The organism is Jonesia denitrificans DSM 20603 (assembly GCF_000024065.1).
Taxonomy (GTDB): Bacteria; Actinomycetota; Actinomycetes; order Actinomycetales; family Cellulomonadaceae; genus Jonesia; species Jonesia denitrificans.
The window spans coordinates 2,093,735-2,117,548 of sequence record NC_013174.1 but is presented as its reverse complement, the minus strand read 5'-3'; the positions used below and the strand labels follow the sequence as shown (position 1 = coordinate 2,117,548).

The window sequence follows — 23,814 nt, the reverse complement described above, 5'->3', positions numbered from 1 at the left end:
GTGAACAGGGTGGGGGCACAGGACGTGTCCCCACCCGTGTGTGGTTGAGGATCAAAAATGGGTCGATTTCTTGCGTATCGTTTCCTGGCACTGATTGCGTCACTGGTGTTGGCATCTGCTGTGATTTTCGTGGTCTTACGGCAACTCCCCGGCGACGCTGGTGGTGCCACGCTTGGCGTGGGCACGACAGCCGACCAGCTCGCTCAGTTGCGTGCTGACTTAGGCACGGATCTGCCCGTGTGGCAGCAGTACACTACCTGGATAGCCAGCCTGTTCGATGGGTCCACCACATCGTTTATTTCCCGGGAGCCGGTCAGCGACCTTATTGCGTCAAAACTCCCGATCACTGTGCCGTTGTCCCTTGCAGCATTTGTTGTTGCAGTGCTCGTGTCCATTCCCTTGGGTGTTCTTGCTGGCATCTACCGTGATTCTCCTCTCGGCGTGATCGTGTCAGGGGTCAGCCAACTAGGATTAGCGATCCCGATTTTTTGGGTTGGTGTGCTCCTTGTGTGGTGGTTCGCGTTACGGGAACAGTGGCTGCCATCAGGAGGGTTCCCGCGCGCAGGGTGGGCGGACCCAGGTGCCGCCGTCCAATCACTCATTCTCCCAGTTGTGACCATCGCGCTGGCCATGTCATCCGTGATGGTCCGCTATATTCGCTCAGCCACGATCGACGTTGTCCAATCCGATTACATTCGCACGGCCCGCTCTTTGGGATATTCACTGTGGGGTGCGCTCGCCCGTCACGGGTTACGGCACATGGCCGTCCCAGTCGTCGCGATTCTCGGGATCGAACTAGCCACATCATTACTGGGGGCAGTTGTCGTAGAAAACGTCTTCGCGCTTCCTGGGCTTGGAACCTTACTCTTGACCTCGGTGACTGGCAGAGATTTCCCAGTGGTGCAAAACCTCATTCTCCTGCTCACCGCGGTTGTCCTCATCATGAACTTCGCGGTAGAGGTTATCCAACGTCTGCTTGACCCACGTCTTGATGGAGCATCGGCAACGGGGGTGCCAGCATGAGTGAGTTAGCGAACACCACTGCCGTGGCCTCTGAACCTGACGATGCGCCGGTTGCGATTGCCCGCAGCGTGCGCAGATGGCCGCCCTCACTTGTCATCGGAGCAGTCATGGTGGCAGTTGTGGCCATTATGGGAGCCGTTGCGTTTGTGTGGACCCCCTATGACCTGGCGTCCACCGGCGATGGGCAACGCCTTGAAGGACCATCAGCGCAGTTTTGGATTGGAACCGACCGGCTGGGACGTGACTTGTTCTCCCAACTCATGGGTGGGGCACAATCCGCGTTGATTGTGGCTAGTGCCACTCTCGTGGTGGCAGCGCTGTTAGGGGTCACCCTTGGAGTTCTTGCAGCGGCGACAACCCGGTGGGCAGATGTTCTTGTCCTCAATGTTATTGATCTACTCATTGCGTTCCCCACCTTGTTGTTAGCCATGCTGATTGTCACTGTGCGGGGGGCGTCATTGTCCTCAGCAGTGGCAGCGATTGCGATTTCTGGGTCCGCAGTGATTGCCCGGGTGACCCGGGTGAATGTGTCCCGAGTCCTCCGGGAAGATTATGTCACTGCTGCGATCGCGTCCGGCACACGGTGGTGGGGGATCATCACACGCCATGTACTACCGAATGTTTTTCCCATGCTTCTGGTTCAGCTCATGATTCTCGCTGGTGCGGCGATCTTGGCAGAAGCGTCCTTGTCCTATCTCGGGTTGGGGTCGCCGCCACCCGCCCCTTCGTGGGGGCGCATGCTGAAAGAAGCACAGTCTACGGTTCTCGTTCAGCCGCTTGCCGGAGTCATCCCCGGAATTGCGATTGCCTGGACCGTATTGGGGCTCAACTTGTTAGGAGACGGCATCAGAGAGCGACTTGATCCCACACTCAGGGGTGACCGATGACCCTCGACATACAGGACCTCACCGTCACAACATCAACCGGTGTGCCCCTCCTTGACCGTGTCACATGGTCTGTCCCTCGCGGTGGCCGGGTAGGCATTATTGGCGAGTCCGGGTCAGGCAAGTCCCTCACCGCCGCAGCGGTGATGGGGCTCCTGCCCTCCGGTATGCTGGCGACAGGATCGATCATGTGGGAGGGACGTAACCTGCTCACATCCTCAGAACGGCAGATGCGCCGCATCCGTGGGGCCCGCATCGCCATGGTGTTTCAAGAACCCTTGACCGCACTTGACCCGCTGATGACAGTGGGGAAGCAGATCGCTGGTCCACTCGCGTTGCACCGCAATCTGACGGGGCACGCTGCGCGCTCGCGGGTGAAGGAACTTTTGGAACGGGTGTCACTGGCTGACAGTGAACGAATTGCCGCATCCTACCCGTGGCAACTCTCGGGTGGACAACGCCAACGGGTTGCGTTAGCGATGGCGTTGGCTTGCGAACCCGATGTCCTGATTGCTGATGAGCCCACCACTGCGCTTGACGTGACTGTGCAAGCTGAGATCCTCGCTCTGGTGGATGAGCTCATCTCGGGCACCACGACAACTCTGATTTTTGTGTCCCACGATTTGCCAGTGATTACCCAGGTGGCCAACGACATCGTGGTGATGCGCAATGGGCGGGTGACAGAGCGGACAACCACGCAGCGTTTGGTGAGTGGACCGCGGGAACCCTACACGCAACAACTTGTTGACGCGGCCTCTCGGATGACCGCACTCCCGAGGAAGGCACAACCATGACCAGTGATTCTGTCCCGATTGTGGCTGGTCTTGGTCATGATGTTCCGGTTCTTGAACTGCGCGGGGTTACTCGTTCTTTCTCGAGCCGTACGCGAACAACAGTGGCGCTTGATCAGGTGAACCTTGCTGTGTATTCCGGTTCCTCGGTGGGCATTGTGGGGGAATCAGGGGCGGGGAAATCCACAATCCTCAAGTTGCTCATGGGGTTAGATACCCCGACATCGGGTGAGGTTCGCTTTCGGGGACAGGTGGTGAATCGGCGCGACCGCGCTCAGATGACAGAGTTCCGTCGTGCTGTGCAGATTGTGTTTCAGGACCCGCGCTCCTCACTTGACCCGCGCATGACGGTGGCACGCATCATTGCGGAACCTTTGAGGTCGCTGGGAATTCCGGGAAACCACCGTGATCGTGTCCGCGAGGTTCTCGCCCTGGTTGGGCTTGATGAGTCAGTTGAGAACAAGTATCCAGCTCAGTTTTCTGGGGGGCAGCGCCAGCGTATTGCGATTGCGCGTGCACTTGCGCCGTCACCGTCTGTTCTTGTGGCCGATGAACCGGTGAGCGCATTGGATGTGTCGGTGCGTTCACACATTGTTGATGTCCTTGCTGATCTCACTGACCGGTTGGGGGTGACGCTTGTGATGGTGTCTCACGACATTGCGATAGTGGGGCAGTTGTGTGACCGGACGGTGGTTCTTCGGCATGGTCGAATTGAGGAGGAAGGGGAGACGGCGCGGGTGCTCACGAAGCCGCAAGCACAGTACACGCGCACACTTCTCGATGCGGTGCCTCAGATGCCGGGTGCCCTCGACTGAGCTGTGAATTGTTTTCCGTCAGGGGCGAGTGACATGTGCCCAGAGGGCGACCCGGATGGGTCGCCCTCTGGTGGTTGTGCAGTGTGGTTAGCGTTGGGTGAATGACCAGGAGTCAAATTCCATCAGCGCACCCGATCCGCCTCTAAAGACGAAGTAGACGTTCTGTACTCCTGTTGCCCCTGACACTTGAGCGGTGATGTCGCGCCACTGGTTCGCCGGGGTGTTGGCGTTGAGCGTGGCGACGAGCCGGGATGATGAGGAATTGCGGTCCGGGGATCCTAGGCGTACCTCAATGGTTCCGTTGTTGGTCAGTGGTTTGACCTTCGCGGTGATGCTTGCTGCACCGCTGGAACCGAAGTCAACTCCGCCGACACCGATCCAATCGTTGTTGTGAATGTTGTTGACTGCCAGGTTGACCGAGGACCCAGGGAACTGGCGTGATCCTTCAGTGATGTTGGTGGTGGTCACCCCGTTTTGCCAACCGATGGTTTCGGCTTCATTGACGGAGTAGGGACGTAGGCGTCCCACTTGTGCCACACCTTTGTAGTCAGCGTTGACAACACGCATGGTGCCGTCAGCGTTGTACGTGACTTCATTCAGGTGGGTGCTGCGGTAACCCTTGGTGTTTCCCCCAACATTGTTGTTCAGGGCCTTGTCCAACGTTCCTGCGTGATAGGAGATGTACCACTTGCCATTGAATTCAAAGAATGATTGGTGGTTGTTTCCCCCTACTTGGAAGAATTGGTACATGTTCGGCAGCACGGTTCCCTTGTACTGTGCTGGAGTCCATGGCCCCATGGGGTTGTCAGCCATCATGTACGCAATGACCCCGTGTGCCGGGTATCCGGGAAGACGTCCTGGGCCTCCGTTGCCGAAGTTCGACGAGTAGGAGTAGTAGTACTTGCCGTTGCGTTTGTGGATGCCAGACGACTCAAAGATGGCGGGGGCGTCGATCACTGCCGCCGACCCTGACGTGCTGATCATGTTGGCACCGAGTTTGATGACTCGGGATGACTTGGGGTTGTTCTCGTTTTGGGAGGACCCTGAGCCATCTTCGCCGCCACCACCGAAGTAGAGGTAGCCTTGCCCATCATCGTCAACGAGAACGGCTGGGTCGAACAGCCAGTTTTTGCCATTTGATGCACCCGGTGTTTGGGCGTTGACGATGGGTTTTCCAATGGGATCAACCCACGGACCGGTGGGGGAGTCTGCTGTGAGTACTCCTACGCTGGAACCGTTGTTGGCAAAGTAGAGGAAGAACTTGTCTTTTCCGTTGATTTTCTTCACTGCCACAGCCGGTGCCCATGAGTTGTTCGCCCACTTCGCCGCACCGTTGGGACCCGCCACGGCGATGTTCCCGTGGTCTGTCCAGTTCACCAGGTCTGACGACGAGATGACGGACAGGGTGTTGATCGCGGCGTAAGTGTTCTTGCTGCCCCCGTTGTTGCGTGCTGCCCATTCTTGGGTGTCATTGGTCATGTACATGTAGACACGGCCGTTGTACACAAGGTGGTAGGGGTCTGCACCGAACTTGTGGCTCACTAGTGGGTTGCCATCCCCGATCTTTTTGGCCTGCACCCCAGTGTGAACCGTGTGGTTTGTGGTCATGATGGGGTTGGCTGGGTTGCCTGGGTCGGTGGGGTTTGTTGGTGTCCCACCGGTGACTTCCTTCAACGAGACGTCATCGACTCGGAAGTTCATGAGATTGTTATCGCGGTCGTCGGCAGGGTTGGCCACCCATGGTGTTTCAATGAAGAGCCGCGCTTCTGCGACGCTTTGCGTGCTGGGGATGGTGAAGGTCCCTGAGATGGTGCCCCAGGTGTCTTTGGGGATTGTTGCCCCGGCGAGGTTTGTGTAGCTGCCACCACCGTAGAAGTTCGTGATGAAGAACTGTTTGGTGGCTGGCCCTGACTTGTACTTCACTCGGGCGCTGACCGTGTAGGTCTTGCCTGCTTGGACTTTCCCGGTGATATTTTGCCAGGGCCCTGATTGGGTGGATTCCCGGTGGGTGATGAAACCGGAGGAGTTTCCACTGGTCTTGTCTGGGTCGAGCCAGAGATTCCCCCCGTTGCGGATCTCCCACCCGTTGGTGTTGTTTTCGAATCCTCCGTTGACGATGATTTCTTCGCCTGCTGCTGTGGCCGATGTGGCTGGTATGGCGGCAAGACTGCCGACCATGAGCGCCATGAACGCACCGAAGGCAGTTGTCCTCTGCCAGCGTCGCATGGTGTTCCTCCCTCTTCGTTGATGGGGGTGGGCACCCTCGGCGGGTGTTCTTGTTATATGTCAGTTGTCTGGAGATTCCTACGGGTGGTGCCGGGGAGTTCACACTATTCATGTGAACGTTCACTTCGATTTTTCGCCTGACCTGCGTCGAAGCTCCTTCCCGGCCACATGGGGAGTCGTCTCCTATGGTGAGATCTTTTTCTTGCATGCTGTGTCGAGAAATGAAACGGTGCACGTGGTTGCCATCGTGGCGGACGTGTAATTCCGCTGGTCGTTCACCTACGTTCAGTTGTCCAGCGGCCAACAGTGGGTGCCCCTGAAAGATCGGGCAAGAAAAGCCCACATCATCCGATGAATTCCACCATTGCAAGAATTTTCAGGTCTTGCATGGAGTTTTCAGCCTCGCCTACAGTGGCCACAGACCTCGCCGCCACTCCACCCTGACGCTGCGAGATGCACAAACACTCAATGAGGAGTTTCATGCGCATGCATACCCCCACCGAACGCACGCCACGTACCCGCCGGGTGTGGCGCATCGGCTACCCAATGATTGCAACGCTATCAACCGCTTTCCTGCTCATCGTGGCCGGGGCAGTGCCTGCCTCGAGCGCCCCTCAACTCGACCTGCCCCGTGTGGCCTCAACGGACGTGGACACAGGACTTGTGCGCAGCGTTGACGGCGAACCGAGCGGCACACACGTCATTGCCAACCTATTTCAATGGAACTGGACGTCCGTAGCCCAGGAATGTACAACCTCTATCGGCCCAGCCGGGTACGACTACGTGCAAGTATCCCCACCCCAAGAGCATGTCCTGGGCGACGCCTGGTGGACCTCCTACCAGCCTGTGAGCTACCGCATTGAGTCGAAACTGGGAACCAGGGCAGAATTTGAGGCCATGGTGGACACCTGCCGTGACGCAGGCGTCGGCATCATTGCCGATGCGGTGATCAACCACATGAGCGGCTCGCCTGAAGGAGAAGGCTGGGCGGGCACGCCATACTCCGAAGAGAACTACCCAGGCCCGGAAGGGCAATACACTCCGGCGAACTTCAATGACTGTAAAACCGACATTGCTGACTACAACAACCGCGAACAGGTACAAAACTGCCGTCTCGTAGGTCTGCAAGATCTCGCTACGGGAACTGACTATGTTCGTCAAGAAATCGCCGCGTACCTCGATGACCTCGCTGACTTAGGGGTGGCTGGCTACCGTATTGACGCTGCCAAACACATGCCCGCAGCTGACCTCGAAGCGATCAAGGCAGCAACAACCACAGCAAAAAACCTCTACTGGGTGCATGAAGTGATTGGGTCTGGAGGGGAACCGATCCAACCCAGTGAATACTTAGGTTCTGGGGATTCCCATGAGTTCAACTATGCACGCACGTTGCGCTCCCGCTTCGGTGGCGATATCGCCGACCTGCAACTTCTCGGCACCCACCTCACACTCCTGCCCTCAGATGACGCCGGTGTTTTCGTGGACAATCACGACACTGAGCGCAACGGTGAAACTCTCAGCTACAAAGATGGCGACCGCTACGTGTTAGCCAACGTGTTCATGTTGTCTTACCCCTATGGGCTGCCCACCGTGTACAGCGGATATGAGTTCTCTGAGCGTGACGCCGGTGCGCCACAAGACAGCACTGGACTCATCGACGATGTGACCTGTGCAGACGGCGCGTGGACGTGTATGCACCGAAACCCTGTCATCACATCAATGGTGGGATTCGCCCACCATGTGGCTGGTGAACCTGTCACCGACTGGGCAACCGTCAGCGAGAACGTTATTGGTTATGGGCGCGATGACAAGGGATTTGTGGTCATCAACAACTCAGCAGATAGCGTGACCCACACCTTCACCACATCCCTGCCTGCCGGGACGTATTGTGACGTGTTGGCTTCTGATTGCACGGAGCTGACTGTCGATGCGCAAGGAACAGTCGACATCACTGTCGCGCCGATGTCTGCAGTGGCGTTGTCCACGGACAATGCCAGCAACTTGCAACCACGAGACGTCGTTGTCCCTGACACCGTCACGGTGTACTACTCCACTGCTGCGGGGTGGGACGACTATTACCTTCACTACGGAGTCGGGGACAGCTGGACTACAGTTCCTGGCGAACAGATGCAACCAGCGTGTGACGGCTTTGTCGCCGCACAGATCACAACGAACGGCACCCCACCTGTGGTGACATTCAACGACGGATCAGGAACGTGGGACTCCAACAACGGGGCAAACTACACAGTGACCCGTGAACACACACTCATCCGCAACGGTGTCACACACGAGATGGACCCCTGCTCCTTTGATCGAGCTGGGCAAACAACGGTCTACTATGCCGTGAACCCGAACTGGGTTGAGCATCGGTTCCACTACAGTGTCGGACTCCGTGGCTGGACGCAAGTTCCCGGTGACCTCATGTACCCTGCCTGCGAAGGATGGGTGAAAAAGACCATCGACACAGGGGGTGAGGACATTGAAGGAGTGTTCAATTCCGAAGGGATGGAATGGGACAACAACCAGGAACAGAATTATCATCTGTCCGGACGTTACGTTCACGTCAATGAGGGAACTGTGACTTCAGGGAACCCGTGTGACGGGCAAGACGAACTGGACGAGCCGACGACCCCGGAACCTGAACCAGAGGAACCGGCGAACCCTGACTACACAACGACCCGCGTCTACTACCGTTCTGCTGATCAGTGGGCAACCACGTACATCCACTTTGGTGTGGCTGGTGGAGCATGGACTGAGGTGCCGGGTATTGAAATGGCCCAGGTGTGTGACGGTTGGCTGCGCCATGACATTGATTCAGAAGGACGTCGAGTCCAGGTGGCATTCAATGATGGAGGCGAGAACTGGGACTCCAACAACGGTGCGAACTACCAGGTCACTAGTGAATCAGTCACTATTGAGGACGGTGTTCTTGCTGAGGGGGATCCCTGCCCAACAGTCACCGAGCCGGACACCGATAATCCAGACAACGCAGATGACACAGACTCAGGGCAGGGCAGTGGGGATAACCCGGGAACTGACAGTGGTGTTGAGGGCGATGATCTGCAAGCTGGCGCTGGCGCTGGCAGCGGCGGTGCCGGGGACGAACTGGCTGACACGGGAGCCGACCTCATGGCGGTCCTGGCGTTGTCTGCCCTCTCGATCCTTCTTGCAGGCATGGGCTTCATGGTACGCAAGGGTCGTCTGGGGCGACAAAGCATTCGCTGAGTAGAGTATCTGTCCTTCAGTACACACAATAATGCGCCCTCCCATCATGGGAGGGCGCATTATTGTCGTGAATTCCCGACGGGCTTAAACGATTCATGTGGGTGAACATTATCGTGATTTATTACATGGAATGAGTCAGATTGATCCGTTCGCGTTGCCGCCAATAATAAACGTGCTGTTCACCATGCTGCGTCAACGCAACGGAATGAAAGTCTGCAACAGTTGAACGACGCAATTTACAACATCCCATGTTTCTACATTTGTTGTGTACAGTGGACTGTTGAATCATGAACAACATATTTCTAAGGTAGGTGGTGACCCAACACTCAAAGGAGAGAAATGATTCGTGGTCATCGCATGAAAAAAGGAGCAAGCGCAATTATTGGTTTGTGTGCCAGTGCGCTCATGGCGCTCACTGTGGCACTTGTGCCGACAACAGCAGCACAAGCAGGCCCACCGCAACGCAACAATTCCGATGTCATTTCCAACATGTTCCAATGGACGTGGAACTCTGTTGCCAGAGAATGCACCCAAGTTCTTGGCCCTCAAGGCTACGGATATGTACAAGTGTCGCCACCCCAAGAGCACATCCAAGGAAGCCAATGGTGGACTTCCTACCAGCCCGTAAGCTACCGCATCGAATCGAAACTCGGAACTCGGGCAGAATTCAAAGCTATGATCACAGCCTGCAATAACGCAGGTGTCGGAGTCATAGCAGACGCTGTCATCAACCACATGACCGGGCAAACTGGTGGAACCGGGTGGGCTGGCACTACCTTCTCCCTCGAGAACTACCCTGGCCCTGACGGTGGATACAGCCCTCAAGACTTCAACTCGTGCAAGCGCAACATCGCAAACTACGGCGACCGGTACGAGGTGCAAAACTGCCGCCTTGTTGCATTGCAAGATTTAGCCACTGGAAACACCTACGTGCGTCAAGAAATTGCACGATACCTTGACGACCTCGCATCCTTGGGAGTCGCAGGATTCCGTATTGACGCGGCCAAACACATTCCAGCAACAGACTTGGAAGCAATCAAAGCAGCAACCACCCAAGCCAAAAACCTCTATTGGATTCATGAGGTGATCGGTGCCCCCGGTGAACCTGTCCAACCGAGTGAATACCTCGGCTCAGGAGATTCTCACGAATTTGGATATGGGCGAGCCCTCAAAGATGCATTTGATGGTGACATTGCTTCCTTGCAGAACATCAACAACCGTGGTTTCCTCCCATCGAATCGCGCAGGTGTTTTTGTTGATAACCATGACACTGAACGCAACAACGAAACAATGACTTATCAATGGGGTGCAAAATACAAACTGGGCAATATTTTTATGTTGTCTTACCCCTATGGGAGCCCCTCCACTTACAGCGGGTACACGTTCAGTAATAAGGACGCAGGCGCTCCCCAGAACGGTCAGGGAAAGGTCAACGACGCTGAATGCACCTCCGGTGCGTGGACCTGTGCACACCGGTGGCCCGAAATTGCCAACATGGTGGGCTTCCACAACACAGTCAACGGCACAAACCTCAGTAACTGGCAGTCCCCAACACGGAACGTGATCGCCTACAACCGAGGCAACAAAGGGTTTGTAGCGTTGAACAACACCAATTCGGCGACAACCCGTGAGTTCATAACGACCTTGCCCAACGGGCGCTACTGCAACGTTGTCGCGTCCAATACCTGCACCCAAACGTTCACTGTCTCTGGAGGGAAAGTGTCGGTGACGCTGCCAGCATATGGGGCAGTGGCACTCCACACTGGAGCGCTGGACGGTGTGACACCCGACCCAGACCCCGACCCCACGCCGGACCCCACCCCAGGTGAGGCCCTTACCGTGTACTACTCCACGGACAAGAACTGGAGCAACTACCGGATTCACTACCGTGTCGGCACAGATTCGTGGACTACTGCGCCGGGTGCTGCCATGGCTCCAGCATGCACGGGCTGGGTCAGTGCAACAGTTCCCAGTAACGGAAGCGCGGTCACCGCCGCGTTCAATAACGGGTCAGGAACCTGGGACAACAACTCCGGGAAGGACTACACCTTGACCGGCTCCGTTGCTGCAGTGAAAGGTGGGGCTGTCACAACGCACAACCCATGCTCTGGTGGCGGCGGCTCAGCAACACAAGTGTTCTACTCAACCACAGCGAACTGGAGCACCTACAACATCCACTACAAGGTCGACGGCGGTTCGTGGACCTCAGTGCCTGGGGACAGCATGACCGCAGCATGCAACGGGTGGGTGACCCGCACAATCGCAAGCGCGGGGAAAAACGTCACTGCCGCGTTCAATAACGGCTCAGGCACCTGGGATAACAACTCGGGCAAAGACTACACATTCAGCGGTGATGTGATCCAAATCGCGAATGGCGCAGTCACTGCAGGTAATCCCTGCGTGTAACACGCCACACCACACGCTTGGGGCGCACTGGGCAGTCACACTGACCAGTGCGCCCTTGGCATGATGCAATGACACCATGAACGCCACGCCAGCTCCTACCGAACCCCACTCCACTGCACCCGACCGCCCAGCAAACGCATCGGCACGCGCACTGCACCCGAACCTGGATGATGTCATCGCGGTGATGAATCAACTTCGCTCGGAGGGAGGGTGCCCGTGGGACCGGGAACAAACCCACACATCGCTTGTGCGCTACCTCCTGGAAGAAACCTATGAACTGGTAGACGCCATCGAATCCGGGGACCACACCCACATGCGCGAAGAACTCGGGGACGTTTTGTTGCAAGTCCTCTTCCACGCACGCATTGCTGAAGAACACCCCGACACCCCATTCACCATTGACGATGTGGCCCACGACCTGGCAGCGAAACTTCGCCACCGTCACCCGCACGTCTTCGGCGATACCCACGCCGACACGCCCGAACAAGTTCGTGTTGCGTGGGAGGAACTGAAACAACAAGAAAAGAAACGCACCTCCGTCCTGGACGGAATCTCCCGAGCACAAGGGGCATTGGCGCGTGCCCAAAAAATCGTGTCCAGGGTGAGTCGCGATGAACAATTGGTGTCAGCGCTGGATTACACACCACAAACGAGAGACAATGAAACAGACGCTGAGCGGATCGGCCAGGAACTCCTCGCTGTCGTGCGACAAGCACACACAAAGGGTGTTGACGCTGAGTCCGCGTTGCGGGCCGCGCTTGCTGCGGTCGAGTCGCAGGTTGCTGGCGTTGACCATCCATAGGACGAATAGCCCGACGGTGTGAGACAGCGTTCACGTACCCTGAGTTTTGTACATCCATGTCTCTTGAAGGAGCCCCATAGTGGCATTCATCGAATCAGTACGCGCACTTGAGATCCTCGATTCCCGCGGTAACCCCACACTTGAGGTTGAGGTCATCCTCGAAGACGGTGCAATTGGTCGGGCAGGCGTTCCCTCCGGTGCGTCGACCGGTGCGTTTGAAGCCGTTGAACTCCGTGACGGGGACAAGTCCCGTTACCTGGGCAAAGGCGTGTCCAAGGCTGTGGACGCCGTTAACGAGGTGTTCGGCCCAGCTCTCGTCGAAGAAGGCTTTGACGCTGACGACCAGCGCGGCATCGACGCGAAGCTCCTTGAACTCGACGGAACCGCAAACAAAGGCAAATACGGTGCCAACGCTGTTCTCGGTGTCTCACTCGCCGTGGCCCACGCAGCCGCAGAGTCCGCTGGGCTCCCCCTGTACAAGTACGTTGGTGGCCCCAACGCACACACCCTGCCCGTCCCGATGATGAACATCCTCAACGGTGGGTCACACGCAGACTCCAACGTGGACATCCAAGAGTTCATGATTGCGCCTATCGGTGCCCCCACCTTCAAAGAAGCACTCCGTTGGGGCGCTGAGGTGTACCACTCCCTGAAGTCCGTGCTCAAGACCAAGGGTCTGGCCACTGGTCTTGGTGACGAGGGTGGGTTTGCCCCCAACCTTGAATCCAACCGTGCCGCACTTGACCTCATCATCGAGGCCATTGAAAAAGCTGGGTACACCCCCGGCGAGCAGATCGCACTGGCACTTGACGTTGCAGCAACCGAATTCTTCGATGAGAAGAAGGGCGTGTACAACTGGGAAGGTGGCGAAAAGTCCGGCGACGAAATGATCGAGTTCTACGCTCAGCTCGTCGAAGACTACCCACTGGTCTCCATCGAAGACCCACTGTCCGAAGACGAGTGGGCCTCGTGGGCCAAGCTTGTTGCTGCAGTCGGTAACAAGACGCAAATCGTGGGTGACGACCTGTTCGTGACCAACCCTGAGCGTCTTGCACGCGGCATCGAAGAAAAGTCAGCAAACGCCCTTCTCGTGAAGCTCAACCAAATTGGGTCACTGACCGAAACCCTTGACGCCGTGCAAATGGCACAGCGCGCAGGCTTCTTCGCAATGACCTCTCACCGTTCCGGTGAAACCGAAGACACCACAATCGCTGACCTGTCTGTGGCAACCAACGCCGGCCAAATCAAGACCGGTGCCCCTGCACGTGGTGAGCGCATCAACAAGTACAACCAGCTCCTTCGCATTGAAGCGCAGCTTGGTGACGCAGCCCGCTACGCCGGAAAGTCCGCTTTCCCTCGTTACCAGGGCTGAGACCTCATCTGAAGGGCCCACACGCGCCCTGATGACACACGACCCGCTAGCTGGACGACACCTCACCAGCTAGCGGGTCGACCTCTGTGACGAGAAAGTCTCGTGAAGATGGCGCATCCACGCGGTGGTGCCTCCGCTTTTTTCGCCACACCCACGGCACAATGGTGGGTATGCCAGCATCGCGCCCACCCGCACCCCGCCCCCGTGGCGGCTCTGGGGCGCGCCCAGGCAGCAGCAAAAAAGGAACCTCCCAAGGAGGATCGACCAGGGCGACCCGCCCATCGTCGGGTCAAGTGCCACGCGCGAGCGCATCGCGAACTTCTCGTGCGTCCACAGCACACGGGCAACCCCGCACGACAACGGCCCGCCCCCAAAAAAAGGGTGCACCCACGTCCGGGCAACGGTCACAAACACCCCCCGCCGCAAGCCGCAGCCCACAAAAACGCGCCACGTCCCCCGGCAAGCAAATGGCACCGCGCTCCCAACAAACCCGCGGACAGTCATCAAGTTATCGCACCACTGGACGCGCCTCTGGTCTTCTGCACACCGGTACCTCTCGCCTCGTTGTGCTCAGTCTCGTTATTCTCGTATGTGTCAGTCTCCTCGTGCCCGTTGTGCGCAACTATATGAAGCAATACAACCAACTCGCCGAACTTGACGAGCAAATCACAGCGCAGCAAACCACCAACGCCGAACTCACCAATGAACTGCGACGGTGGGAGGACGACAACTTCGTGATCGCACAAGCCCGGGAACGGCTCACCTTTGTTTTCCCCGGGGAAACACCCTACCGAGTCATGGACTCTGAACGCGCCGCCATCGAACGCGAACGCGAACGACAACCCACGATCAAACCGGCCATGAAGAAACCCTGGTACGGGACACTGTGGGAATCCATCGAAGATGCAGGGAACGGCACCCCTGGGGACGCCACCGAGGACCAAGCACCTCGTGATGACAGCGTCGCCCCTGACAACGATGTCACTGACAATGGTGAGACGAAACCCACCGACGGTGCCGAGAACCCAACTGATGGTGGACAATAGCAAAGAACACCACTCACACTTCCAAGGACGACGCGTGCCCACAGAACACCCTGACGTGACCCCCGGCGACCTCACTGCGCTTGAAGAACAACTAGGCAGGCCCCCTCGTGGCGTGGTCGCCATCGCAGCCCGGTGCATCTGCGGGCGCCCCACTGTTGTTCGGACCGCCCCACGCCTTGAAGACGGCACCCCATTCCCCACCACGTTTTATCTCACTCACCCCAGCGCAACCGCCGCAGTCAGCCGCCTTGAAGCCGCTGGGGTCATGAAAGAGATGAGCGAACGCCTCCTCGCCGATGAAGAACTAGCAGCCGCCTACCGTCGCGCCCACGATCACTACTTGGCTGAGCGTGACGCACTTGGCCACGTAGAAGAAATTTCTGGTATCAGTGCAGGAGGGATGCCCACTCGTGTGAAATGCCTCCATGTTCTGGTTGGGCACGCTCTCGCAGCTGGTCCCGGCGTTCAACCGTTGGGTGATGAGGCGTTGGACTTGATCCGTGACCAGTGGTCCCCGGATCGTTGCGCTTGTGAGTAGTACCGTTGGTGAATCTCAACTGTTGAACGACGTTAAGGACCTCTCGTGAGCTCTCTTCCTCCTGTCCCTGCTGATCTTCCTGACGCACCGTTGACGGTGGATTCTCCTGGTGACGTGCCGGCAGTTGACCCTGGGTTTGTGCGGGTCGCGGCTATTGACTGTGGGACGAATTCCATCCGCTTGTTGATCGCTGATGTTGACGCCGAGCGCAACCAGTTGCGTGATCATGTGCGGCTTATGGAAGTGGTTCGGTTAGGGCAGGGCGTCGACAAAACTGGAGAGTTGGCTCCTCAGGCGCTGGAGCGCACGTTGGATGCAACCCGCCGGTATGCGCAGTTGTGTCAGCACTATGGTGTGCAGCGCATTCGTTTTGTGGCGACGTCAGCCACTCGTGACGCATCGAACCGGCACGTGTTTGTTGAGGGTGTGCGTGAGGCGTTAGGTGTTGATCCTGAGGTTGTTTCGGGTCAGGAAGAAGCTACCTTAAGTTTCCGCGGCGCCATTTCGGTGTTGGATGAACGCCACCGGGGCCCGTTCTTGGTTGTTGATTTGGGTGGGGGCTCTACGGAGTTGGTGTTGGGGACAACCTCACCGGTGGGTGCTTATTCAATGGATGTGGGCTGTGTGCGCATGTCTGAACGGCACCTGCAGTCTGACCCTCCCACTGATGCAGAGATCGCTGCTGCTGCCGCGGACATTAACCGTGCCATTGATGAGGCAGCCAAGGTTGTTCCGTTGGAGCGGACAGCGACGTTGGTGGGGTTGGCTGGGTCGATCACCACAGTGACCGCGCACGTGTTGGCGTTGCGTGAGTATGATCGCGACGCGATCAACGGTGCTGTGATGTCTCTTGCCGATGCGCAGGCAGCGTGCGACAACTTGTTACGCCGTAACCGTTTGGAACGCGCTGCGCTCGGGTTTATGCACCCTGGTCGGGTGGATGTGATTGGCGCTGGAGCGTTGGTGTGGTCCACGGTCATGGCACGGGTGCAGGCGGCTGTGGCGCAGGCTGGAGGGCGCCTGACCACCACGGTGACCAGTGAACATGACATTTTGGATGGGATCGCTTTATCCCTTGGTTCAGTGGGGGATAGTTACTGAGAGCAGTTCGGGATGGCGGGCGTGGTCATAGGACAAAGGTCAGGTTGAAGTAAAGGGGAGTGCGCCCGTATCCCATGGGGAATTCATGGGATGTGCTGGTTATCACGCCCTTGGAATAGTGCTGGACTTTCGTCCCAGACATACGATTGAACTATGGCTCAGACAACCGAACTCACCGACAACGCCGCTGAGACGAAGGCCACCACGACGCCTCGTCCCCGCAAAGTTCCGCGCATCGTGGTCCTTGGCGGAGGGTCCGTCGGCTTGTATTCAGCCCGTCGCCTGCGTCAACGACTGGGTAAGCGGGAAGCGGCGATCGTTGTGATCGACCCCCGCCCGTACATGACGTATGCACCGTTCTTACCCGAGGTCGCTGCCGGGTCGATTTCTGACCGCGACGTTGTTGCCCCGCACAACCGTGCGTTGAAGGGGATTGACACTCTCATGGGGCGGGTCACTCAGATCCGTCACAATGACCGCACTGTTGAGGTGACTCCTGAGATCGGTGAGCCATACGAGATCACCTATGACCACCTCATTGTGGGCTTGGGGTCGGTGTCTCGTGTCCTTCCCATTCCTGGTCTTGCTGAAAATGCCATTGGGTTCAAGAACGTTGAAGAAGCGGTTGCTGTGCGCAACCACGTGCTAGACCGCATCATTGTGGCCGCGTCGACGTGGGATAAGGACTTGCGTCAGCGGTTGCTCACGTTCACCTTTGTTGGTGGTGGGTTCGCTGGTTGTGAAGCGATCGCTGAGATCGAGGACATGGCAAAATCGGCGATCAAACAATACCCCACGATCGAACCTGGGGATTTGCGTTTTGTCATGATTGAAGGGTCAAACCGGATTCTGCCTGAACTTACTGAGGAAATGGCTCAGTACGCGCTCGAAGAGATGCAAAAGCGGGGTATTGAGTTCCACTTGTCAACGTTCTTGTCATCATGCGAGGACGGTCACGTGGTGACCTCAACCGGTGTTGAGTTCGACACGGACACCATTGTGTGGACCGCAGGTGTAAAAGCTCACCCAGTCATTGGTGAGTCAGACCTCCCGACCGACAAAATGGGGCGCGTCACCACAAACACGAAACTTCAGGTGATTGATGCTGAGGGCACCGTGATTCCTGATGCTTATGCTGCTGGTGACTGTGCCGCGGTACCTGATGTGCATGGCGGTATCAACGGGTTCTGTGTCCCTAACGCACAGCACGCGGTCCGTCAGGCCAAACTTCTTGGTGACAACCTTGCGTCAGTGCTTCGTTCCGGGGAGTTGAAGGAGTACTCGCACAAGAACTTGGGGACTGTCGCTTCCCTTGGTTTGCACAAGGGTGTGGCCATTTTGTTTGGCTCTATCAAACTGCGCGGGTTTTTTGCCTGGTGTGCACACCGTGGCTATCACTTGTACGCGATGCCCACAATTTCCCGCCGCTTGCGGATTACCACTGGTTGGGTGTCGGTGTACCTGATGCGCCGCGAACTTGTGCCACTTGGGCCGCTCCACGACCCGCGTGCAGAGTTCCGTGCTGCGGCGATCCCACCCAAGCCCAAGCAAGAGCAGGCCTCATCCCTTCCTGACGAGGCGAAAGCCCACTAGCACCAATCATTGCGGGAACATGACGGTGCCCGCTTTCGATTCATCGGGCATCGTCATGTATCCTAAACAAGGCCCGCACGTGCCTGTCCGTGCACGTCACAGCAGCTTCGCTGTTTGTGTCAGCCCCCATAGCCCAATGGCAGAGGCAGCCGACTTAAAATCGGTCCAGTGTCGGTTCGAGTCCGACTGGGGGCACCCATGCCTGTAACGATCGTGTGCCTATAACCTCTTGGGTGCACTCCACTGCCCGAGGTGGTGGGCACCTAGTCACTCGCGTTCGTCGAGATCGTTGAAGTGTTGTTCGTACAGGGGTACACCGGTGAGGTAGGCGGAGCGGGCGATCGCAATGGACCCGATCGCGGAGGTCCCCAACTGCAGGGCGACAATAATGATGGCTTTGACTGCGTTGGACAGCCCTGGGGCGAGAAAGACTGTTCCCGCGATCACGAGAATGATCCCAATACCCCCGGCGGTTCCCACTGCCGAGATACGTGTGTAGGGGTCAGGGAACTTGATGATTCCCAAGGCTCCTGAGGCGAACAGTAGTGCACCAAGGATGAGGAGGACGTTGCCTATGATGTCTGCGATGGTCATCGTTTTCCCCTTGTCAACGCGCGTGCCAGCGACACTGTCCCTAGGAATCCAACAAGTGTTGCAATGATCAAAATGTCATACGTGAATGGGCTGTGGGTGCGTACCCCGTAGAGTGCAATGAGCCCGATGATTCCGAAGAAAAGGAGATCACCGGCGTTAGCCCGGTCAGCTTCGGTGGGGCCCTGGAGGATACGGTACGTGCTGACAAGGCACGCAACCCCAATAATGATGATGGCGATATCGACACCGATCATGGCCGGAACCCCTTTCTCCGCATGGAGTGAAGCATGCGATGTTCCATGTCGTGCAGTGAGGCGCGTAGGTCCTTCGCTGTTTGGGCATACATGCCGTGGACGAACAGCAGGCGTGTGGGTCCGTCGTCGGTGTGGATGATGTCGGTGCCAAGGGTGAGTGTCCCCGGGGTGAGGGTGATGAGCGCACCAAGTGCGGTGATTTCGGCGTCAGTGCGACACTGGGTGCGTAGTTCAACGATCCCAGGGGTGGAGTCTTGACCGGGGGTGATGTTGTCTTTAATGACTGCCACGTTGGACAGCACAAGCTGCCACGCGAACCAGCCGGCAAACTGCACCATGCGTAGTGGCCAGGTGAGCCATTGGATCATGAGCCAAGCACCGCCTCAACATATGTGGTGGGGTCGAGCAGACCGTGGGCTGCCGTCTGGGAGAGGGAAAGGAGTAGTTCGGCTCCGAGCCCCAAACTGACGGTGATCAGTGCCAGCACAAGAGCGGGTGCGGCAAGGGCAGCACCGATTTTGTGGGTTGTGGTGACGGCTGGGGCAGTGGTGGTTGCCGATGCGGTGCTGTCTCCAGCTGGGATGACCGCGAAGGTGGTGGGGTCGGCGTCCGTCGTTTCTTCGCTGGGGGTGTGTTTGGTCCAAAACACCCCAGACCAGATCTTGAGCATGGACAGCAACGTCACCAGGGACACGGCGACCATGACGACGGTCGCTGCGACCTGTCCTGCGTCGATTGATGCCATGATCAGACTGAATTTTGCTACAAACCCAGAGAACGGAGGGATCCCGGCGAGGGAGAGAGCGGCGATGAAGAACGCAACCGCGACCCATGGTTCTTTTTTGAGCATCCCAGTGACAGTGTTGAGGCGTCCTGACCCGTAGGTCACCTCGATGGCTCCCGTGGATAGGAAGAGGGACGCTTTGACGATCATGTGGTGTAGGAGGTAGAAGATCCCCGCTGTGAGACCTAATTCGGTGAACAAGGCAACACCAAGGAGGATGTATCCGATCTGGGAGACCATGTGGAAAGCAAGGATCTCGCGGGTGGTGTTTTCTCCGACCGCCCCCATGACGCCAAGGATCATGGTCAGCGAGAACAGCAGGATGCCGATCCACAGGTAGTCGGTTTTCCCGTCGAAGACGACCGCGTAGATGCGGTAGATCCCGTAGATCGCGACTTTGGTGTGTAGCCCGGAAAACATGGCGGTGATTGCGGGGGATGTTGCAGGGTATGCGCGGGCGAGCCACCCGTGAACGGGGACAACGGCTGCTTTAATGCTGAGCGCAAACAGGCAGAGCGCAACGGCCATGGCAACGGCTCCGTCGTCACGGGCGAGGCCGGCAAGTTCACCCATGTTCACGGTTCCTGCGGTCCCGTACACAAATCCCACCCCAATGAGGAAGATCGTTGAGGTCAAGAGGTTGAGGGTGACGTAAAGTCGCGCCCCAGAAATACGCAGGAGTGACGCTTTAGCTGGTGCTGACAGGATGTAGAGCGCGTAGGAGGGGAGCAGCATCACTTCAATGAAGACAAAAAGGTTGAAGAGGTCTGCAGTGAGGAGAGCCCCGTTGACACCGGCGGTGAGGGCCAACGTCATGGGGGCAAAGAACCTGTTGTCACCGTGGTGTGCTGCGTAAGCGAACGCGGCACACACGATCGTGAGGAGGGTTGTGACGGTGAGCATGAGGGCGGTGAACATGTCAGCCGCAAAGGGGATCGCGATCCCGCTTGGCCACAAACCAACGCCGTGGGCCAGTGCTGAACCGTCGGTGAAGGTCACGACCATGGTCACTGCAGCTGCTAGCGCCCCGGTGAGCACAGTAAAGAGCAAGATTTTGTGGAGTCGAGGTTGTTGACCTGCAATAACAAGAAGTCCTGCGGACAGCAGGGGCACCGCAACAAGAAGGGGGAGGGCAGAGGCGATCATCGGGTGCTCTCCTTGGGGTCGTCAACGAGGTCGTCAGGTGGTGGCGACTGTGAGGTGTCGTCGTCCTCGCGTCCAGTGACGGCCAAGACAAGCATGAACACGGTGATGGAGAACGCGATGACGATGGCGGTGAGAACAAACGCTTGGGGCAGAGGGTCAGCAACCGTGGTGAGGTCACGGAAAGTGCCAAACGGTTCGCCTCTGCGTGAGGAGTTCCCGGACGCCATGATGATGAGGTTTGCGGCGTGGGAGATGAGGATGAACCCTAATATGATGCGGAGCATCTCGCGTTGCATCATGAGGTACACGGCCCCAGCAACGAGGATCCCGGCGGTGATGGCGAGCGTCATCGTGTGGTGACCTCCTCGGTGTCGTGTGTGCTGGTGTCGTCGTGGACAAATCCGGGGTCGTCGGGGTCATGCCAGGCCAGTTGTTGACTGACCCGGTGTTGGCGACCAAGGAGGTTCAGGGCGGCGAGGATCACTCCGATGACGGAGAGGTAAACGCCAAGGTCAAAGACGAGTGCAGTGGTGGTGTGCCAGCCAAAAATCTCCATGTGGATGGGGGTGAGGAATGACCCTTTGGCGTATCCAATGAGTCCGGTTCCCACACCAGTGACGATTCCTGCCCCGATGAGCTTTAAGAACGGTAGTCGAACACGTGCCGCAGTGTCAGAGGGGGCGGCAAGGTACAGCAGCGTGAAACCTGCTCCACCAATGAGTGCGGCAATAAACCCGCCGCCTGGTTCTTGGTGGCCGCGCAACAGCAGGAGCAACGACATGAGAACAACCAGTGGACCCAGGACGCGGCTGAGGCTGCGCACGAACACGGTGTTGCGGCGGGAGTCTGCCAGCGGCGAGTGTTCGTCGAGGTCGGCGGAGTGAATAGGGATGGGTTTGCGTGAGTACAGCAGTGTCGCGATGGCAACCCCGGCGACACCGAGAACACTGAGTTCCCCGAGGGTGTCCAGTGCTCGGAAGTCCACCAAGATGGTATTGACGATGTTCGCCCCACCGGTGGTTTCTTCGCCTTGCGTGAGGTAATACTCGGCAGCGGCAGATAACTCCCGGCGGCCAGTGAGTGCCCAGACTGCCACAACAGTGGCGAGACCTGCACCGACGGCAATGATGATGGCGGGAATGCGGCGGCGTGGCGCATCTGTGGAGAACCGTCGAGGCAAGCGTCGCAGCAACAGCACCATGACGCACAGGGTGAGGATTTCCACGAGCAGTTGGGTTAAAGCGACGTCGGCAGCACCCAGAGTGAAGAACCACAACGTCATGGAGAAGCCGACAACACCGGTCACAACGATCGCTGCGATCCGGGTGCGAGACCGAACAGTGGCGATAGTCCCAGCGAGGATCAGGACAACGAGCACCCAGTCGAAGGGGCGGCTGGTACTGCCAATAACAGGGGGGAGCGACCCCACCTCGGTGAGGCCATAGGCGGCCATCCCTGTGATGACCACGGCGGGGATCCCCAAGTGGAGGCGTGGTGAGGTGGTGCCCGAGAATTTCCCGATGCGCGTCCCAGCCGTGATGATCCCGGCGCGGGTCGCATCGATAATATCGAGGGCAGAAAAAGGGAACCGGAGGCGAGCCACAACCGGTTCCAGCCGTACCCGGTTCACTACCAGGGCGGTTCCCACCCCAATAATGACCAGGGAGATCACAAGCGCGGTGTTCACACCGTGCCACAGCGCGAGGTGGGTGTGGACATCGCTTCGAGATGCGGCAGTGACTGCGCTTGACGCGAGCGGGTCAAGAACAAACGGTGCCACACCCAATGCAAGGCCCGCGGCAGCCAGGAGAGTTGGTGCACCCCACAGAAGTGGTGATGCTTCGCGGATTGTTCCTCGCGATCCGTCTCCGGTGAAGGTCCCGAACACGATGCGCCCGCAGTACACAAACGTGAAGATTGCTGCGAGCGCCATCACGGCGGTGACCAGCACTCCAGTCCATGCGGGGCCGGGTGTTTCTGGGAAAGCGGTGAAGAGTGTTTCTTTGGAGACGAACCCAAGCAGTGGGGGGACTCCAGCCATCGACAGTGCGGCAAGGGTGATGGCCGCCTTGGTGACTGGCATGGTTAAGCGAAGGCGGGAGAGTTCCCGGATATCGCGGGTGCCCGCTTCATGGTCGAGGACGCCAACAAACATAAAGAGTGCGGCTTTGAATAGTGCGTGAGCGAGGGTGTGGATGACCGCAGCGGTGAGTGCGTATGTGGTTCCTACTCCAATCACGGCAACGAGGAACCCCAGCTGTGAAATGGTTGAGTAGGCCAGGAGTTCTTTCAGGTCAAAGCGGCGTAGTGCGGCGGTGGCGCCAATGACTGCGGTGATGACCCCGCAGGTGATGAGCAGAATATGCCAGATGGTCACCCCGTGGAAGAGTGGGGAGAACCGTAACAGTAGGTAGATTCCTGCTTTCACCATGGCGGCGGCGTGGAGGTAGGTGCTCACTGGGGTGATGGCGACCATCGAGTCAGGTAACCACGCCTGGAACGGGAATTGCGCCGATTTTGTGAATGCTGCAACCGCAATGAGGACCGCTACCACTGTTGTGAGCGTTGGGTTATCCGCCCACACTGTTGCTGTGATTATTGCGCTCAGTTGTGTGGTCCCGGTGGCAACTGCCATCGTGATGACCCCGGCGAGGAGTAACAGCCCCCCAAACACTGTCACCAACAGGGTTCGTAACGCGGGTTCTTGTGCGTGAGTGCCCGAACGGGCAATGAGGAAGAACGAACAAAACGTTGTTGCCTCCCATGCCACAAACAACACGACGACGTCGTCGGCGAGCACAAGGGCGAGCATCGCAGCAGCGAACGCTGTCATCAACACATAAAACGATGACTGTTTTCCCGCCCCTAAATAGCGTGCGGAGTACACCAGGACGGCAGCACCCACCACAGTGACAAGCAACGCAAACAGTAACGACAACCCGTCGGCGCGCATCGCGAGGTGCACATCAAGAGTGGGCATCCACGCAACAGACTGGGTGACCACACCAGCGTCTACTACCGCTGCGGTGAGAAGGACCGCCACACCTAGAAGCGGCACAGCAAGGACATAACCCGCGGACCTGCCCAGCCAACGCCCGAGCGGCGCGGCAGCAACAGAGGTCAACAGGAGGGTAAGGAGGCAGGCAAGCAGCAACGGGGTTCCTCGGTCATCTCACGGGACAGGGGGAGGGGAACCAACCTGACGCTGATGCGC

General features: G+C 58.0%; 19 protein-coding genes and 1 tRNA gene. 13 read left to right on the top strand and 7 right to left on the bottom strand.

Features of this window, described 5'->3' with window-relative positions; all coding sequences use genetic code 11:
* Nucleotides 1–57: 57 nt before the first annotated feature.
* The 4 genes from JDEN_RS09730 to JDEN_RS09715 are packed head-to-tail and all read left to right on the top strand — an operon-like array spanning nucleotide 58 to nucleotide 3,513.
* Complete coding sequence (locus tag JDEN_RS09730; protein ID WP_015772202.1) at nucleotides 58–1,023, top strand: ABC transporter permease; 966 nt, start codon at nucleotides 58–60, stop codon at nucleotides 1,021–1,023.
* Nucleotides 1,020–1,910 carry an ABC transporter permease gene (locus tag JDEN_RS09725; RefSeq protein WP_015772201.1) on the top strand — a complete coding sequence of 297 codons (891 nt, stop codon included), beginning with the start codon at nucleotides 1,020–1,022 and terminating at the stop codon, nucleotides 1,908–1,910. The genes JDEN_RS09730 and JDEN_RS09725 overlap by 4 nt, the downstream gene beginning before the upstream one ends.
* Nucleotides 1,907–2,701 carry an ATP-binding cassette domain-containing protein gene (locus JDEN_RS09720; RefSeq protein WP_015772200.1) on the top strand — a complete coding sequence of 265 codons (795 nt, stop codon included), beginning with the start codon at nucleotides 1,907–1,909 and terminating at the stop codon, nucleotides 2,699–2,701. The genes JDEN_RS09725 and JDEN_RS09720 overlap by 4 nt, the downstream gene beginning before the upstream one ends.
* The gene (locus JDEN_RS09715) at nucleotides 2,698–3,513 is read left to right on the top strand and encodes an ABC transporter ATP-binding protein (protein ID WP_015772199.1); all 816 of its coding nucleotides are present in this window, start codon (nucleotides 2,698–2,700) and stop codon (nucleotides 3,511–3,513) included. The genes JDEN_RS09720 and JDEN_RS09715 overlap by 4 nt, the downstream gene beginning before the upstream one ends.
* Nucleotides 3,514–3,600: 87 nt before the next feature.
* Here JDEN_RS09715 and JDEN_RS09710 read toward each other — a convergent pair whose 3' ends face one another.
* Nucleotides 3,601–5,739 carry a family 43 glycosylhydrolase gene (locus JDEN_RS09710; protein WP_015772198.1) on the bottom strand — a complete coding sequence of 713 codons (2,139 nt, stop codon included), beginning with the start codon at nucleotides 5,737–5,739 and terminating at the stop codon, nucleotides 3,601–3,603.
* Nucleotides 5,740–6,219: 480 nt separating this feature from the next.
* Here JDEN_RS09710 and JDEN_RS13120 point away from each other — a divergent pair, with 480 nt between their 5' ends.
* The 9 genes from JDEN_RS13120 to JDEN_RS09665 all read left to right on the top strand — a co-directional run bounded on the left by JDEN_RS13120 (nucleotide 6,220) and on the right by JDEN_RS09665 (nucleotide 18,017).
* Complete coding sequence (locus JDEN_RS13120; RefSeq protein WP_015772197.1) at nucleotides 6,220–8,964, top strand: carbohydrate binding domain-containing protein; 2,745 nt, start codon at nucleotides 6,220–6,222, stop codon at nucleotides 8,962–8,964.
* 339 nt (nucleotides 8,965–9,303) lie between these two features.
* A complete protein-coding gene (locus JDEN_RS09700) occupies nucleotides 9,304–11,370 on the top strand; it encodes a carbohydrate binding domain-containing protein (protein WP_015772196.1) in 2,067 nt (688 codons plus the stop codon).
* A 76-nt stretch (nucleotides 11,371–11,446) separates the two neighbouring features.
* Entirely contained in the window at nucleotides 11,447–12,172 is a 726-nt protein-coding gene (locus JDEN_RS09695; protein ID WP_015772195.1) for a nucleoside triphosphate pyrophosphohydrolase, read from the top strand.
* Nucleotides 12,173–12,251: 79 nt separating this feature from the next.
* Nucleotides 12,252–13,544, top strand: coding sequence for a phosphopyruvate hydratase (gene eno / locus JDEN_RS09690; RefSeq protein WP_015772194.1), 1,293 nt, complete (start codon nucleotides 12,252–12,254; stop codon nucleotides 13,542–13,544).
* A 170-nt stretch (nucleotides 13,545–13,714) separates the two neighbouring features.
* Entirely contained in the window at nucleotides 13,715–14,590 is an 876-nt protein-coding gene (locus tag JDEN_RS13115) for an FtsB family cell division protein (RefSeq protein WP_049754470.1), read from the top strand.
* A complete protein-coding gene (locus JDEN_RS09680; RefSeq protein ID WP_015772192.1) occupies nucleotides 14,577–15,128 on the top strand; it encodes a DUF501 domain-containing protein in 552 nt (183 codons plus the stop codon). Before JDEN_RS13115 ends, JDEN_RS09680 begins: the two co-directional genes overlap by 14 nt.
* Nucleotides 15,129–15,242: 114 nt before the next feature.
* Nucleotides 15,243–16,229 (top strand): Ppx/GppA phosphatase family protein, encoded by a 987-nt coding sequence (locus tag JDEN_RS09675; RefSeq protein ID WP_015772191.1) that lies wholly within the window; start codon nucleotides 15,243–15,245, stop codon nucleotides 16,227–16,229.
* Between the two features lie 153 nt (nucleotides 16,230–16,382).
* Nucleotides 16,383–17,822, top strand: coding sequence for an NAD(P)/FAD-dependent oxidoreductase (locus JDEN_RS09670; protein WP_015772190.1), 1,440 nt, complete (start codon nucleotides 16,383–16,385; stop codon nucleotides 17,820–17,822).
* Between the two features lie 122 nt (nucleotides 17,823–17,944).
* A tRNA-Leu gene (locus JDEN_RS09665) sits at nucleotides 17,945–18,017 on the top strand.
* A gap of 72 nt (nucleotides 18,018–18,089) precedes the next feature.
* Here the strand turns inward: JDEN_RS09665 and JDEN_RS09660 are convergent.
* The 6 genes from JDEN_RS09660 to JDEN_RS09635 are packed head-to-tail and all read right to left on the bottom strand — an operon-like array spanning nucleotide 18,090 to nucleotide 23,754.
* Nucleotides 18,090–18,416, bottom strand: coding sequence for a cation:proton antiporter (locus tag JDEN_RS09660; protein ID WP_015772189.1), 327 nt, complete (start codon nucleotides 18,414–18,416; stop codon nucleotides 18,090–18,092).
* Nucleotides 18,413–18,670, bottom strand: a complete 258-nt coding sequence (locus JDEN_RS09655) for a monovalent cation/H+ antiporter complex subunit F (RefSeq protein WP_015772188.1) — start codon at nucleotides 18,668–18,670, stop codon at nucleotides 18,413–18,415. Before JDEN_RS09655 ends, JDEN_RS09660 begins: the two co-directional genes overlap by 4 nt.
* Nucleotides 18,667–19,038, bottom strand: coding sequence for a Na+/H+ antiporter subunit E (locus tag JDEN_RS09650; RefSeq protein WP_015772187.1), 372 nt, complete (start codon nucleotides 19,036–19,038; stop codon nucleotides 18,667–18,669). The genes JDEN_RS09655 and JDEN_RS09650 overlap by 4 nt, the downstream gene beginning before the upstream one ends.
* Entirely contained in the window at nucleotides 19,035–20,600 is a 1,566-nt protein-coding gene (locus tag JDEN_RS09645) for a monovalent cation/H+ antiporter subunit D family protein (RefSeq protein WP_015772186.1), read from the bottom strand. Before JDEN_RS09645 ends, JDEN_RS09650 begins: the two co-directional genes overlap by 4 nt.
* Nucleotides 20,597–20,950 carry a cation:proton antiporter subunit C gene (locus JDEN_RS09640; protein WP_015772185.1) on the bottom strand — a complete coding sequence of 118 codons (354 nt, stop codon included), beginning with the start codon at nucleotides 20,948–20,950 and terminating at the stop codon, nucleotides 20,597–20,599. The genes JDEN_RS09645 and JDEN_RS09640 overlap by 4 nt, the downstream gene beginning before the upstream one ends.
* The gene (locus JDEN_RS09635) at nucleotides 20,947–23,754 is read right to left on the bottom strand and encodes a DUF4040 family protein (RefSeq protein WP_015772184.1); all 2,808 of its coding nucleotides are present in this window, start codon (nucleotides 23,752–23,754) and stop codon (nucleotides 20,947–20,949) included. Before JDEN_RS09635 ends, JDEN_RS09640 begins: the two co-directional genes overlap by 4 nt.
* Nucleotides 23,755–23,814 lie beyond the last annotated feature (60 nt).